General features: G+C 30.3%; 14 protein-coding genes and 1 pseudogene. 3 read left to right on the top strand and 12 right to left on the bottom strand.

The window, feature by feature from the left end:
* Positions 1-2 precede the first annotated feature (2 nt).
* Positions 3-581, top strand: coding sequence for an adenylosuccinate lyase (locus I0K12_RS00275; protein WP_196884900.1), 579 nt, complete (start codon positions 3-5; stop codon positions 579-581).
* A gap of 16 nt (positions 582-597) precedes the next feature.
* Here I0K12_RS00275 and I0K12_RS00280 read toward each other — a convergent pair whose 3' ends face one another.
* Positions 598-1,173 carry a Smr/MutS family protein gene (locus I0K12_RS00280; RefSeq protein WP_196884901.1) on the bottom strand — a complete coding sequence of 192 codons (576 nt, stop codon included), beginning with the start codon at positions 1,171-1,173 and terminating at the stop codon, positions 598-600.
* 88 nt (positions 1,174-1,261) lie between these two features.
* Between I0K12_RS00280 and I0K12_RS00285 the strand changes: the two genes are divergently transcribed.
* Positions 1,262-1,900 (top strand): hypothetical protein, encoded by a 639-nt coding sequence (locus I0K12_RS00285; RefSeq protein ID WP_196884902.1) that lies wholly within the window; start codon positions 1,262-1,264, stop codon positions 1,898-1,900.
* An 84-nt stretch (positions 1,901-1,984) separates the two neighbouring features.
* On the opposite strand, the gene I0K12_RS00290 is transcribed toward I0K12_RS00285, so the two are convergent.
* The 5 genes from I0K12_RS00290 to I0K12_RS00310 form a co-directional block, all read right to left on the bottom strand.
* The gene (locus I0K12_RS00290) at positions 1,985-3,433 is read right to left on the bottom strand and encodes a glyceraldehyde-3-phosphate dehydrogenase (protein WP_196884903.1); all 1,449 of its coding nucleotides are present in this window, start codon (positions 3,431-3,433) and stop codon (positions 1,985-1,987) included.
* 118 nt (positions 3,434-3,551) lie between these two features.
* A complete protein-coding gene (locus tag I0K12_RS00295) occupies positions 3,552-4,976 on the bottom strand; it encodes a Do family serine endopeptidase (RefSeq protein WP_196884904.1) in 1,425 nt (474 codons plus the stop codon).
* Positions 4,977-5,193: 217 nt separating this feature from the next.
* A complete protein-coding gene (locus tag I0K12_RS00300) occupies positions 5,194-8,307 on the bottom strand; it encodes a fibronectin type III domain-containing protein (protein WP_196884905.1) in 3,114 nt (1,037 codons plus the stop codon).
* A 348-nt stretch (positions 8,308-8,655) separates the two neighbouring features.
* On the bottom strand, positions 8,656-9,201 hold the full coding sequence (locus I0K12_RS00305) for a hypothetical protein (protein WP_196884906.1): 546 nt from the start codon (positions 9,199-9,201) through the stop codon (positions 8,656-8,658).
* A gap of 67 nt (positions 9,202-9,268) precedes the next feature.
* Positions 9,269-9,727, bottom strand: coding sequence for a hypothetical protein (locus I0K12_RS00310; protein WP_196884907.1), 459 nt, complete (start codon positions 9,725-9,727; stop codon positions 9,269-9,271).
* Positions 9,728-10,111: 384 nt separating this feature from the next.
* Between I0K12_RS00310 and I0K12_RS00315 the strand changes: the two genes are divergently transcribed.
* Positions 10,112-10,591 carry a nucleoside deaminase gene (locus I0K12_RS00315; RefSeq protein ID WP_196884908.1) on the top strand — a complete coding sequence of 160 codons (480 nt, stop codon included), beginning with the start codon at positions 10,112-10,114 and terminating at the stop codon, positions 10,589-10,591.
* 50 nt (positions 10,592-10,641) lie between these two features.
* Here I0K12_RS00315 and I0K12_RS00320 read toward each other — a convergent pair whose 3' ends face one another.
* The 6 genes and pseudogenes from I0K12_RS00320 to I0K12_RS00340 all read right to left on the bottom strand — a co-directional run bounded on the left by I0K12_RS00320 (position 10,642) and on the right by I0K12_RS00340 (position 15,880).
* Positions 10,642-11,658: an endonuclease/exonuclease/phosphatase family protein gene (locus tag I0K12_RS00320; protein WP_196884909.1), complete on the bottom strand. Its 1,017-nt coding sequence runs from the start codon at positions 11,656-11,658 to the stop codon at positions 10,642-10,644.
* Between the two features lie 2 nt (positions 11,659-11,660).
* A complete protein-coding gene (locus tag I0K12_RS00325; RefSeq protein WP_196884910.1) occupies positions 11,661-12,518 on the bottom strand; it encodes a rhomboid family intramembrane serine protease in 858 nt (285 codons plus the stop codon).
* A gap of 3 nt (positions 12,519-12,521) precedes the next feature.
* Positions 12,522-13,301: a rhomboid family intramembrane serine protease gene (locus I0K12_RS00330; RefSeq protein WP_196884911.1), complete on the bottom strand. Its 780-nt coding sequence runs from the start codon at positions 13,299-13,301 to the stop codon at positions 12,522-12,524.
* Entirely contained in the window at positions 13,302-14,351 is a 1,050-nt protein-coding gene (locus I0K12_RS22195) for a hypothetical protein (protein WP_410548812.1), read from the bottom strand.
* A gap of 9 nt (positions 14,352-14,360) precedes the next feature.
* A pseudogene (gene mutL / locus I0K12_RS22200) lies at positions 14,361-15,578 on the bottom strand (DNA mismatch repair endonuclease MutL); the annotation flags it as partial.
* Positions 15,579-15,586: 8 nt separating this feature from the next.
* Positions 15,587-15,880 carry a hypothetical protein gene (locus I0K12_RS00340; RefSeq protein WP_196884913.1) on the bottom strand — a complete coding sequence of 98 codons (294 nt, stop codon included), beginning with the start codon at positions 15,878-15,880 and terminating at the stop codon, positions 15,587-15,589.
* Positions 15,881-15,954: the final 74 nt, after the last annotated feature.

Genomic DNA, 15,954 nt, shown 5'->3' on the forward strand with positions numbered 1-15,954 from the left:
CTATGGATTCAAAAAGAAAAGAATTAGAGGCAATTTTAAGCAAAATAAAAAATCCGAAAAGAGAATATCGAAGTAAAGCTGCGGAAGAGATTTCTAAAAAACCTGAATTATTTAAAAGTTTGCTAGAAACTATTTTTGAAAATAATAAAGATTTTAGTCAAAAAGCTTCTTGGTGTCTAGAATGGATTACGAAAGAGAATAGAGCTCCTATTTATGATAATCTTGATTTATTTTTAGACAATGTACAAAAACCAAAAGACGATACTATAGTTCGACCACTTGCGAAAGTTTGCGAATTATTGGCTTATGATTTTATGAAAAGTAATGGAAAATCCGCTTTAAAAGAAGATCAGATTGAAAAGATTGTTGAAGTTTGTTTTGATTGGATGATTTCAGATCGAAAAGTTGCAGTGGAGGCATATTCCATGCAAACAATTTTTGTTTTTAGAAATACGCAAGATTGGATTACCGATGAGTTAATTAATATTTTAGAAAAAAATATGCCAAATGGTTCCGCTGGTTATAAAGCTAGGGGAAAAAGAATTTTGGAAGCAATAGAAAAAGAAAGAGCTACACTTTAGTAGCTCTTTTTATGTTTTAATTATTGAAATTACTTTGGTATAAATAAACTTCTGTGGCACCTAAACCATATTTTTGATAAGAAGCATCTTTTACATCCACATGATATCTTCCAAAAAGATATTTCAATTCTTCTTTCAAAACACCATCTCCAATTCCGTGAATAAAAATAATTTTTGAAATCTTTTTATCAATGGCAAATTCGATTTTTTGCCTTGCTGTTTCCAGTTGAATACTCATAATATCAAAATTGGACATTCCTTTATATTTTGGAATCAATTTTTCAATATGTAAATCTACTTCCATCGTATGTTTTGGTGCTCTTTCTTTACTCGGAAATTTCAATTTACTTTTACTCAAAATTTTCTTATTCACATAATCATCTGATTTCTGTGAAAGTTTCTTATTCTTTATATCTCGGTATTTCGCTAGTTCTTTCTGGTCTTCTGTGATTTTTACTAAGTCTTCTTTATTATAAACTATTTCAAAATCATCTTCTGTTATAATCGTAACTTTCTCTCCTTTTATTTCTTTAATTTTTCCTCTAAAAGAGTCTTCAATTACGGCAACAACATCTCCTTTTTTAAGTTTCACAACTCTTAACTTTTTAATAATTATTAGACAATATCTAAAAAACAAATATTTAGTTTTTTTATGCAAAAATACATTCTCAATAAGATATATGAAAGTCAATACGGAAAACTTCTTTAGAATTTCTCAAAATGATGTAGAAATTTCTGAAGAAAGAAAAGATACTCTTAATTTAATTTCGAAAGCGATTTTAGATGAATATTTAGAAAATAATTGTGTAAATATAAATTTTATTTGCTCTCATAACTCCCGAAGAAGCCAGTTTGCTCAGGTTTGGGGAAATTATGCTATCAATTATTTTTCTATTCCAAATATGGAGTGTTTTTCTGGTGGAACGATGGCAACGGCTTTTCATAGAAATACCATAAAATCTTTAAAGGAAGTTGGTTTTCATTTTGATTTAAAAACATTTAATCATCAAAATCCTGAATATATTGTTTCGTACAAAGACTGTAAAAAACCTTTTGTTGTTTTTTCAAAACTTATTGATGATGCAATTAATAATTATCCATATATCGCAATTACGACTTGTGATACTGTAGAGAAAAAATGCCCACTTTTTACGGATTGCATCAAATACTTTCAACTGCCTTATGAAGACCCGAAGAACTATGATAATACCGCTTTAAAACAAGAAAAATATGCAACTCTAAATATGCGAGTAGCTTCAGAAATGGCTTTTTTGTTTAAACATATTTCAGAGAAGATTAAAAATTACGAATTGATCTAATCCAGTTTTTTATTTATAGAAGTTTTTAGAAGAAAAAACCCGAAGTTATTCACTTCGGGTTTTTGATCTTATATATTCTAACTATTAATAGTAGTTATATCTTCTTACTTTTGCGATGTGCTTCGCTAAACGCATTACTTGGTGGCTATATCCATACTCGTTATCATACCAAACGTAGATTACAGTATCTTTTCCTTCTTCAGTAACGATTGTAGCTTTACTATCAAAGATTGATGGAGCATTTGTACCAACGATATCAGAAGATACTAACTCGTTATTCATCTCATATTTGATTTGCTCTACTAAAGCACCTTCTAATGCAGCTTTCTTCATTGCAGCATTCATTCCTTCAACAGTAGTTTCTTTTTCTAATCTTAATTTTAAGATAGCTAAAGATCCATTAGGAACTGGCACACGAATAGCACTTGAACTTAATTTTCCTTCTAAAGATGGTAATGCTTTAGAAACTGCTTTTCCAGCTCCTGTTTCCGTAATTACCATGTTTAATGCAGCAGCTCTACCTCTACGGTATTTGTTATGCATGTTATCAACTAAGTTTTGATCATTTGTATAAGCGTGGATAGTTTCTAAGTGTCCGCTTACCACTCCAAAGTTATCTTCGATTACTTTTAATACTGGAGTAATTGCATTTGTAGTACAAGATGCAGCAGAGAAAATATCGATCTCGTTTGGATCATTCTCTAAGTGGTTTACACCGTGAACGATGTTTGGAATTCCTTTTCCTGGTGCAGTTAATAATACCTTGTCAACACCTTTAGATTGTAAGTGTCTGCTTAATGCTTCTTTATCTCTGAAAGCACCTGTATTATCCATTACTAAAGCATCAGAAATTCCGTATTGTGTATAGTCAATTTCTTCTGGAGCGTTAGCAGAAATTACGTGTACAGTTGTACCATTGATAATTAAAGCTTGCTTCTCAACGTCAGCAGTTACAGTTCCAGGGAAATCTCCGTGTACAGAATCATTTCTTAATAATGAAGCTCTCTTTTCTAAAACAGTTTGATCAACTTTACCTCTTGTTACAATTGCTCTAAGACGTAATTGTCCACCTCTACCTGTTCTTGTCATTAACTCACGAGCTAATAAACGTCCAATTCTACCAAATCCGTATAATACAACATCTTTTGGCTCGATTTCATTCGAAGATTTTGCGTCTTTAAGTTCATTTGAAATAAACTCAATTACACTTGCATTATCGTTTCCATCTAAATGATATTCGTAAACTAATTTTCCGATATCTAATTTTGATGGTGGTAAATCTAATTGACTAATAGCTTTTGCTACCTCAACCGTATCGAAAATAGAAATTGGTTTTTCAACGAAATCACTAGCATACTCTACTAAGTTTAAGATCTCACTTACATTTCTATCTATCAATTGATTTCTAAAAAGCACTAATTCAATTGTTTTATCATACCAAAGATCACTGATAATTTTGATAAGCTCCACAGTAGCTCTTCTTCTATCTGCTTGGAATGATAATTCTTTTTCGTATATCTCGTTATTTGACATTACAGTTGTGTTATTTTTAATAATGCGCCAAAAATAAGATTTCTTGCATTACTACAAAAATTTAAAAATAAAAAAATCGCCCATTGGACGATTTTTAAACTATAACTAATAACTATTTTTACCTCATTGTTAGAGGAACGTATTCTATTTTTCCTTGTTTTGTTAAAATCTCTAATACAACATAATCTTTATTTTGACTATTTTCTAGAATATTTTCAACTTGCCCTACAGATTTAATTTTTTCTCCATTGATACTTAAAAGAATATCTCCTTCTTCTACTCCGAATCTCTTCGATAAATTTTGGTTTGTAACCTCATTGAATTTTAAACCATAATTTATACGATATCTCATTTGTTCTTTCTTAGATAATTCATCTAATTTACCAATATAGAACCCTAAATAATCATCTGTTCCTTTTCCTTCTTTACCAAATTTATTTTTCAATTTCACAGGTATCGTCATCTCTTTTCCATCTCGAATAACTGTCACTTGAATAACATCTCCAGGACGCTTAGCATTTAATTGTCCACTGAAATCTGCAAACTTAGTAATCTTTACATTGTTTAATTTTACAATGATATCATCATCTTCAATTCCTGCTTCTTGTGCAGCTCCTTTGTCAATCACCTCACGAACTAAAATTCCTTGTGCAGTTGGTAAATCATATTCTTTTGCTTTTTCAGCATCTAAATCTTCAAAATAAATTCCTAAATAAGCACGTTGTACGTCTCCATACTCCATGATATCTTCGATAATTTTCTTTGCAATATTTGATGGAACTGCGAAAGAATAACCAACAAACGATCCAGTTTTTGAAGTAATTGCTGTATTAATTCCAACTAATTGTCCACTAGTATTTACTAAAGCTCCTCCACTATTTCCTGGATTCACCGCAGCATCTGTTTGAATAAAAGATTCTGTACTATTATTCCCATGAAGATCACGAGCTTTTGCACTTACAATTCCTGCAGTTACTGTAGAAGTCAAATTATAAGGATTTCCTACAGCTAATACCCATTCACCAACTTTTACCGCATCCGAATCTCCGAAAGTGATATATGGTAAATCTTTTGCATCTATTTTTAAAAGAGCAATGTCATTTTGTGGATCTGCTCCAATAAATTTAGCTTTGTATTGCTTTTTATCATTAAGTGTGATTTCAATTTCGGAAGCTTTTGCAACCACATGATTATTTGTTACAATATAACCATCTGCAGAGATAATCACTCCACTTCCTGTTCCTACTTGCTCAAATTGTTTACTTCCCTGACCTCTACCATAGAAGTATTCTGCAAAAGGATCTCTTACTGTTTGTACAGAAGTATTTTTTACGTGTACTACAGAATTTACTGTTTCTTGTGCTGCTGTAGTAAAATCAGTTTGCTCAGCTGGAATTGCTGAATAATTCGTTCTTACAATTGGGGCTGCTTCTATCTCATTTTTATAAATATTTTCATTCTTGTCAAAAAATAGTTTATATGAGCCTAATGAAATAAACCCTCCAATAATAGCAACAGCTAATAAGCTTAAAACTTTTTTCATAATATGATATTTTTATTTTTTGAGTGTCTCAAAGTTACCTAATTTCTAACTCATTTTTTGTTCCATAGGTATTGTAAAACTTAACTTTAACTAAGGTTTAACAAAATTGAATTTTCTATTTTTTTTAACAAAAAAACTCTTTTATCATATTATAATTCATAAAAAAAGGCTGCATCTTTCAATGCAACCCTCTCTTAGATAAAAACTTAAAACTTATTTATTTTTTCAATAATCTTTGTGTAAACACTTTATTTTGTGTTTGAACTTTTAAAGTATAAGCTCCAGTTTCAAAATTCTCAACATTTAAATTAATTGATTTCGCATTTACATTTTGTTCGAATACTAATTGTCCAATAGCATTATAGATTTCTACATTGTCTATAACATGGTTAAAGCTAATCGTAAAAGTATTCGATACAGGATTTGGATACATTTTGAAGTTATTGATAAAATCTTCTTCTATTCCAATGCTTGCAGTTGTGAAAGTCTCCACTGCTGTCCACTCACTTACAACATCTGTATCACAAAGATCTCTTACATAAACATTATACGCTGTATTCTCCATTAACCCTGTTGCATTATAAGTTGCTTCTGAAACAACATCTCCTGAATCTGGCATAGCTTCTGTAGAAGCAACAACGATAACTTCCCATGAATCTGCCCCTCCGGTTGTCCATGTTACAGTTGCTGTAGTTTCTGTAATATCTGAAATCATAACATTTGTTGGAATGTTACACTCCATTAATGTCGTGAAAGTTTCTACGGCTGTCCACTCACTTACAACATCTGTATCACAAAGATCTCTTACATAAACATTATACGCTGTATTCTCTGTTAATTCTGTTGCATTATAAGTTGCTTCTGAAACAACATCTCCTGAATCTGGCATAGCTTCTGTTGAAGCAACAACGATAACTTCCCATGAATCTGCTCCTCCGGTTGTCCATGTTACAGTTGCTGTAGTTTCTGTAATATCTGAAATTATAACATTTGTTGGAACATTACACTCCATTAATGTTGTAAAAGTTTCTACTGCTGTCCACTCACTTACAACATCTGTATCACAAAGATCTCTTACATAAACATTATACGCTGTATTCTCTGTTAATCCTGTTGCATTATAAGTTGCTTCTGAAACAACATCTCCTGAATCTGGCATAGCTTCTGTTGAAGCAACAACGATTACTTCCCATGAATCTGCTCCTCCGGTTGTCCATGTTACAGTTGCTGTAGTTTCCGTAATATTTGAAATCATAACATTTGTTGGAACGTTACATTCTAATGTTTGTTCTACTTCAGTGATTCTAATATTATCTACAAATAATCTCCATGAATCTGCTCCAGAATAACAATTTAAACCAACATAATAAACTCCTGATTCTACAACTGTAAAAGTTCCTACTCCTTCTTCAAACTCTGTATTAGTTAACTCAGTTCCTCCATTATTATCCCAGATCACATTTTGTTCTTGATTAGATTCTGCTTTTTCAGTTCCAATTGTAACTCTTAATTTCTCTGGATTTGTTTTAGTTTTATAATCAAACTTTACTTCAATTGTTTGACCAGCAACTAAATTTACTCCTCTTGAATATACCCAAGCATTTGCTTGTGTATCCGTATCATTTTGATATTTGATAGATCCTCCATCTCCATCAGAAATATTACTTGCAAAAGTTACAGTTGCCCAAGTATCAGTACTTGCATCATTTGCATTTAATTCCCAACAATCTGTATTTGCATTAGGGAAACCAAAAACATATGGTAAATCTGCTGCATCACAATCTGCAGTTTCTTCTTCTAAAGTTGTAAAAGTATATTCAACAAACTCCGATTTTACATCATCACAAATACTTCTGATATACACAGTATATTCTGTACCTGGCAATAAATCTGTTAAATTTTCTGTAGCAATATCTCCTCCAAGAAGTAAAACCCATGTTCCAAACGAATCTTCTGTTGGTGCAGCTTCTATAGATTGGTAAACAAAAAACTCTGAAGTATTTCCGTTTGTATTCCAAGTTAATGTACCTGTTGTTTCCGTGATATCTGCAACTGAAAGATCCGATGGTAATTCACAATCTGTAGTTTCACCTCCAAGAGTTGTAAAAGTATATTCAACAAACTCCGATTTTACATCATCACAAATACTTCTGATATATACAGTATATTCAGTTCCTGGTAATAGATCCGTTAAATTTTCTGTAGCAATATCTCCTCCTAGAAGTAAAACCCATGTTCCAAACGAATCTTCTGTTGGTGCAGCATCTGTAGATTGGTAAACAAAAAACTCTGAAGTATTTCCGTTTGTATCCCAAGTTAATGTACCTGTTGTTTCCGTGATATCTGCAACTGAAAGATCCGATGGTAATTCACAATCTGTAGTTTCACCTCCAAGAGTTGTAAATGTAACTATCTCTGCATATTCACTATTTTCTCCATCCGTACAATACGTTTTTACATAAACACTATATTCTGTTGCAGCTTGAAGTGAATTTTGAACAATCTCTTCTGTTGTTCCTCCAAGACTAATTACTGCATTAAATACATCATTTGCTGGTAAACCTAAAGAAGTTTCTTTTATTAAATATTGTGAAAATGATACATCATCTCCAACAGCTTTTGTCCATGTAATTTTTGCACTAGTTTCTGTAATCTCTGTAACAACAATATCTGAAGGTGCAGGACAAGTAGACTCTAAAGTTGTAAAAGACTGAACTCCTGTCCATTCACTTACTTCATTTCCGCAAAATGTTCTTAAATAAACATCATAAGTAGTATTTGGTGTAAGGCTCGACACTGCTTCAGAGCTACCAAAACCATAAACAATATCGTTTAATGTAATTTCTGCTCCATTCGCAACAACTGCATAATCAACATTATCGGAAGATGTTATTGTCCAATTTAATGTAACTCCAGATGAAGTAATATCTGTGAAATTTAAACCTGTTGGAGGTAAACAACTTGCTGTATCTCCTCCAAGAGTTGTAAATGTGATTGGACCTACCCATTCACTTTTTTCTCCAATAGTATAACAATTTGACCTCACATAATAATCATATGTTGTTCCTGCTGTTAAACTCCCTTGAATTATTGCATCTCCAGAAATATATGAAGTAAAAACACTTCCTGGAGCTTCACCTTCTGAAACAATTGCAATATCCGAAGATGTAGTAGAGTTTCCGTACGTAAAATTAAATGTTGCGTAGGTATCACCAATTTCAGTAACTGATGGATTGGTTGGTGGTTCACATTGAGCGTTTATCTTATTCGACATAAATAAGATACTCAACAAAATAAATAAAAACTTAGGGGTCAATTTTGTTTTTTTCATCATATAATTTTTACATTTTTGGCAAATGTACTCCCCCAACACAACTGATTTAATTATTTAATATTAAATAAACATCACTTAAATGTTATCAAATAATTAATTCCTAGGATACTAACTCATACTAATACTATTTTAACATTAAAACGCTATTTTTAAAACAAATAAACAAACCTTGCACACCTCTAAATCTCTTTAAGACACTACACTATTAATATAAAAAAAGCAATTCTAAATCAAAAAACTATTTTAAAAAAAAAGATAAAATAGTATTATATTGATATACAAAACAAAAAAAACAGTATTTAGTTTTACCAAATACTGTTTTAATTTTACATAGAGTTTTAACCCTTATTTTTTTAATAATTTGAAAGAATCAAAAAACTTATCTTTTAATTTACTATCCTGATTTTCTCCAGAAGAAATAACTTGCATAGTATACATTTCATTCTCTATTAGATAAACTCTCATACTGAAAACTCCTAATCCATCCATAAAACTGAATTTTATATCTCTCCCAGGATATCCTTCATATGAAATTTCCTTTTGAGATAAAATTTCTCCTCCTAGTTCTTTCTTAGCTCCATCAATCATTCCTTTAAAAAAAACATCTTGACTGACTTCCTTAGCAAATTTTTTAGGATATTCAGAATACAATGTTTGATAAACCCAAATTTCAGCATCTTCTGATTCTGCTTCATATGAAAGAGCAACCATTTCTATATTCATTGGTCCTTCCACTACATTTTCTTTTTCTTCTGCAGGCTTTCCAGGGAATTCAATTTGAAAATTTAATTTTTTGGATTTAAACGTATACCAATCTTCTTGAATTGCAAAACTCATTAGAGTCAAAACAAAAACAGGTAGTAATAATAACTTAGTATTTTTGATTTTCATGTTATATAATTTTGTTATTTTCGGCGAAAATAGTTTAAATTATATAAACATTTAAAACTTTTCGTTATTATTTAAAAACAACTTCTTTTTCAGATTTATCAATTTTAGCTAAATAAAATGGTTGAGAAAGAGCTGTTGTTGTATTTTCAGAAATATCTTGTGTCATTTCAACAAAAATACTTTGTGAGTCTGAATATATAGAAACCTCATAATTAGAACCTCCCCCAGATGAGTTTACATCTCCAATATATACGATGATCATATATTTTGAAAAATCTACATCTTTTTCGGAGAAATTACTTGAAACATCATTTACAGAATCCATTTTGTCAATCAATGTCATCCAAGTTTCATTATCTGAAATTACTCTTTTTTGAAATTCAACTCCTTCCGCTCCAGTTCCGCTTAAATCTCCTTTACCTATTAAATAACTGTCAATAGGTGTTGTTGAAGTAGTATCATCATCATCAGAACTACAACTTAAAAAGAAAACAGAAAGAATTAAAATAAGTACATTTTTTTTCATAATTAATAAATTTTTAATTTGTTATTTTTTATAGCTTTTCATTTAACGCAAATTTACTTTTTATATTTCTTCAAATCAAAACTTTACATATTCCGACTTTTATTACAAATTTTAAATTCAATATTAAATTCTATTCACTAAACCTCTTAATATTCTATTGGATTTAAACACTTTAACATAACTAAAATATTTTTAACTTTAAAATTAGAATTTCTATTATTAATCATTTTTTAAGCTAAAAAACGTATTTCATAACAATTAATTAATGATATATTAAATTTTATATAATATAATTTTATTCGATTCTGATTTTCAATAGTTAAAATTATAGGATTTAATCAAAAATACTTTAGCTTTGTGTGTTAAAAAATTTTACGAAGAAATATGTGTAAGAATATTGATGAAAAGTTCATGTCTGAAGCAGTAAAAGCCGCTTTAAATGGAATGAACAACAATGAAGGTGGACCTTTTGGATGTATCATTGTGAAAGATGGAGAAATTGTAGGAAGAGGAAACAATAAAGTTACTTCTACAAATGACCCAACTGCGCATGCTGAAGTAACAGCAATTAGAGATGCATGTAAAAACCTTGGAACTTTTCAGTTAGACGATTGTATTGTATACACTTCTTGTGAGCCATGTCCTATGTGTTTAGGAGCTATTTATTGGGCAAGACCAAAGAAAGTATATTATGGAAGTAACCAAATTGATGCTGCAAACATCGGTTTTGATGATGAGTTTATTTATAAAGAAATTCCTTTACCATACGAAGAAAGAAGTATTCCTTTCGAGCAGTGCGGAAGAAACATCGCTTTAGAGCCTTTCCAAAAATGGTCGGAAAAAGAAGATAAAACAGAATATTAATTTTATCTTTCCAAGATATCGAAAAGAGATTGTTTTTTACAGTCTCTTTTTTATTTTAATTCAACTTTGGCAGAAATCGGAAAGTGATCTGAATAGTTCAAAGGAAAAACTTCAAAATCGTCTACCTCATAAGAATCATCTACCAAAATAAAATCAATTCTTACAGGAAACGGATAATTAAATGTTTTACCAAAACCTTCTCCAGCTTCAATAAAAGCATCTTTTTTAGTTCCTTTCAATTTATAATAAACCCAAGAAAATGGTGTATTATTAAAGTCTCCACAAAGTATTGTTTTATAAGGAGAGTTTTGCTCATGTTTTAAAACCTTGATTGCTTGATTTCCTTGTTTTTCAAAAGCACTTGCCACTCGTTTGTGAAGCATTTTCCCATCTTTTTCTCCAAAGTTTTGTTTTGATGGGTTAATTTTTAAAGATTCTAAGTGAATATTATAAACTCGCAAAATGGTTGTATCCACTTTTATATCAGCGAAAATGGCATCGTTATTAGTTTTATCAAAATTCAGAACTCCTTTATTCATGATTCTATGTTTTGAAAAAATTGCTTGCCCAAAATTATTTTTCTTATTGTGAATTTTGACGTATTTATAAGGATAATCTAATTTTAATTTCTCATTAGGATGATATTCTTGAAAACAAATAATATCTGGGTTTTCTTCATTGATAAAATCTACAATTTTTTTATCAATCCCCTCTTCTGGAAGCCATTTATATAAGTTAAACATTCGAACATTATAACTCATAACTTCAATAGAAGTTTCTTTCTTTACTAATTCTTTTTTATTTATTTTAAAATAAGAAGGGAAAATAGGCAAACCAACTAAAAACAAAAATATTGGTAGAATTGCTTGTTTTTTTATTCGAATAAGCCAGTATACTAAAAAGATTAAATTAACCGAAATAAGTACGGGAACAAAAAGACTAAAGGCAGAAAGTGCAGCAAAATGAATAGGATTTATAAATGGTAATAAATAGGAAATCAAAAGAACAGCTCCTACAATACTATTTAAAATAAACATTATTTTATCAAAAAATGATAAATTTTTCATCGCTATTTTTTTCCCTCGTTAAATAAAAACTCTTTTTCTTCGGACGATAAACTATCGTATCCTGATTTGCTAATTTTATCCAAAATCGCATCTATTTTATTCTGACGTTCTCTTGGTGAATAACTTTTTGGTACAGATTTGTTAGATGCTTTTTTAGTTGATTTATGTACCGTTTTCAAATGTGATTTCGGTTTCTTTAAATTTCTTCCAAAAGAAAAAATTGTTTGCATGCTTACTTCAAACCATTTCCCGATATCAATATTATTATTTAAAGCCTTAGTATAAACAAATCCTAAAATCGCTCCTCCTAAATGTGCAATTGCTGCTCCTGCATCAGGTGTACCAAGTTGAACTAAATTTAATCCTACCCAAACTAATGCAATAAATAAGATTTTAACAGGACCAATAAATCGAATATGAAATGAATATTGTGGAATTTTCGTTGTAATACCAATCAAAATTGCTGAAACAGCAGCAGATGCTCCTCCAAGTGGCATTATTACATGATTAGGATTAATCGCATAAAAACCAAGGAAAAACGCAGCTCCCGATAATAATCCTAGAAAATAATAATTTAGAAATTTTTTAGGCGTAAAAAAATCTAAGAACAAATTTCCGAAATAATATAAAACTAAGAGAATCGATAAAATATGAAAGAATCGAAAATGAACAAAACCATAACTAATAGCTGTCCAAGGTTTCTTCAAAAACTCAGAAAAAGAAACTGGAAGAGCTACCCAATTTTGAAAAAAACTTTGAAACAATAATGAAAAAACAAAAAACAGAATGTTTATATAAATTATTTTTTCATTTACCGAAGCTTTATGATAAGCATGTTTTATATCTTCAACTAAATTCATTTACTAATTCCAACGTTTGTTATTAAAACTATTATTTTTCCAATAATATGCCATTATGAAACCAAACAATGCACCTCCTAAATGTGCAAAATTTGCTATTCCAAAATTATACCCTGAAATTCCCATAAATAAATCCATTAGAATTAATACTGGTATAAAATATTTAGCTGCTACTGGTATTGGAAGAAATATCAATGATAATTTAGCATTAGGGTAATAATATCCATATGCTACCATTACACCATAAACTGCTCCTGAAGCTCCTATTGCTGAACTATTATAATTAGCATAAGCATCTGCTAAACTTGAACTATTATTTAAAGAATTAATTATTGAAGGATTTTTAATATTTTGATTTAAATAATCTATCCCTGCATTATATCTATTAGAATTTAAGAATTCCATTACTTGCATATTATTTAACCCACTATCAATTAATTCATTATATGCTGTAGAATACCCTAAATAGTTTACCAAGGTATAGATAATTCCTGCTCCAATTCCTGCTGAAAAATAGAAAAACACGAATTTTTTAGTTCCCCATTCTTGTTCCATAGAAGTACCAAATCCCCATAAAGCAAACATATTAAACAAAATATGATATATAGACATTTGATTATGCATAAACATACTAGAAACAAATTGCCAAAAACCAAATTCTGGATTTAATGGAAAATGCAGAGCTAAAATATTATTCAAGCCAGGATTTACAAACCTTGTAGCTAAATAAAATAAAACGTTAATGATAATCAAATGCTTTACAGCCTCGGTCATTCTATACATCTATCTAAATCTTTTATCAATTTCATCTAAAGATACCGAAATAAAAGTGGATTTCCCAAACGGAGAAATATTCGGATCTTTACATAAGAAAAGTTTATTCACAATTTCTTCCTGCTCCTTATTTGTCAAAATACTTCCTGTTCTTATTGCTAAACTTTTTGCCAAACTTTTTGCCATAATATCTAATTGGCTAAAGCTTGTTTCAGGAACTTCATTTTTAATATCTTCCAATAACTGCTCGATAATTATCGGCACTTGAGATTCAGTAATACTTGTCGGAATTCCAGAAACCATAATCGTGTCCTCTGAAATACTTTCAAATACAAAACCAATATTTTCTAAATCTAATTGAATTTCTTTTATTAATTCAATGTCAATTTTATTGAACACTACTTCCAATGGAAATAAAAGTTGCTGACTGGTAGCTTCTTTTACTGTAATATTCTCTAAATACTCTTCATATAAAATACGCTGATGTGCCAATTGCTGATTGATAAAAATCACTCCAGATTTAATTGTACTTACAATGTATTTTTTATGAACTTGATGTGTTTTATTTACATTTATGTTTTGTTCCTCTCCAAATAATGTTGGAGTTTCTGGAACCAATTCGCTATGCGATGTAAACTCTAATGTTACATTTTCTTTTTCATTCTGATCAAAAGAAGTAATATCCGAACTTAGTTTACTTTCAAAAAGTTGCTCATTAAAATCATCAGAAGAAGTTCCCATTTTCGATTCAAACAAATTAGAATCATCTTCAGACATACTTCCCATCTTCGACTCGAAAGTTGTGTGTGAATCCTCAGAATCACTCCCCATTTTCGACTCAAATAAATTCGGATTTTCATCTGGTAAACTTCCCATCTTTGATTCAAAAGTAGTATGAGAATCTTCAGAACTATTTCCCATTTTCGACTCGAAAAGATTCGATGTATCATCATCTGATAAACTCCCCATCTTCGACTCAAAAGTAGTCGGTGTTTCTATAGATTCATTACCAAGTTTTGATTCAAATAAATTTGCTGGTTCATTTTGAGCACCTCCCATTTTAGATTCAAATGTAGAAGGTTCTTTTTGCTCTAAAGGTGTAGTATCTACATAAAGACTTTCCCAAGAATTTGTTTGCTTTGGCTTATAACTCTTAGAAAAACTTTGTTGATTTCCTTCTGCAAAAGGATTGAAATTTGGATCTACTTTAATGGTTGGAGAACTCACCGAATTTTCTTTAGAACCAAAACTCTCATCCATTGAAGTATCTCTATCGAAATCCAACACTGGTGAAATATTATATTGTCCTAAACTATGTTTAATTGTAGATCTTAGAATAGCGTATAATGTTTTTTCATCTTCAAACTTAATTTCAGTTTTGGTCGGATGAATATTAACATCTACACTCTGTGGTGGTACTTTTAAATATAAAAAATATGTAGGAAATGCATCCTTCGCTATCAAACCATCAAAAGCAGAATTCACCGCATGATTTAGATAAGTACTTTTTATAAATCTATCATTCACAAAAAAGAACTGTTCTCCTCTTTTCTTTTTTGCATATTCAGGTTTTGTAACAAATCCTGTAATTGTAATTATATCTGTTTCCTCATGAATAGGAACCAATTTTTCATTTGTCTTATTACCAAAAATCGCAACAATTCTTTGTCTTAAATTACTTTTTGGTAAATAATAAACTTCACTTTGATTATGATATAAAGAAAAAGCGATAGAAGGATGTGCCAAAGCAACTCGTTGAAATTCGTCTACAATATGACGCATTTCCACAGTGTTCGACTTTAAGAAATTTCTTCTCGCTGGAATATTATAAAACAGATTTTTTACAGATATCGCTGTTCCTTTTGCTGTTGAAATCACTTCTTGATTTATAACATCACTTCCTTCCATCTTGATTAAAGTTCCCAACTCATCTTCTTCTCTTCTAGTACGAAGCTCTACGTGAGCTATCGCAGCAATAGAAGCCAAAGCTTCACCTCTAAAACCTTTTGTTTCTAAAGAAAATAAATCTTTTGCGTCTTTAATTTTGGAAGTTGCATGTCTTTCAAAAGAAAGTCTAGCATCTGTTGCACTCATTCCTATCCCATTATCTATGGTTTGAATCAGTGTTTTCCCAGCATCTTTAATAATTAATTTGATATCCGAAGAACCTGCATCGATAGAATTTTCTAATAATTCTTTTACAACAGAAGCAGGACGTTGCACAACTTCACCTGCAGCAATCTGATTTGCCACATGATCTGGTAGTAACTGTATTATATCTGCCATTAATTTTTTTATATAAATCCAAGTAAATAAGCTGCAATCGCAATTAAGATTGTAATGATTAGAGCTAATCTTCTATTAGCTCCTCTATCTACAACCGAACCTTTTGATCGTTTCCAATCATCTTTTAGGTTATTCTTGGAAAGAGTAACTTTAAAATCTTTATCAGATGAATTAACCGTTTTTTCATCCTTTTTCTCATATTTTTTCTTCAAATCGTCCAGACGTTCCTTTCTTGGATCGTAATAACGAGGTTTGTAGTCAAAAACGTAATTTGAGCGAGGTTTAAAAGCATTGAACAACATAATCTTAAGTTTTTACGGTTGATAAATCAAAGTTACTTATTTCAGTAAAAGTACTCAAATATTATACCAAGTAT

Source organism: Aureivirga sp. CE67, assembly GCF_015767245.1.
Lineage (GTDB): Bacteria > Bacteroidota > Bacteroidia > Flavobacteriales > Flavobacteriaceae > Aureivirga.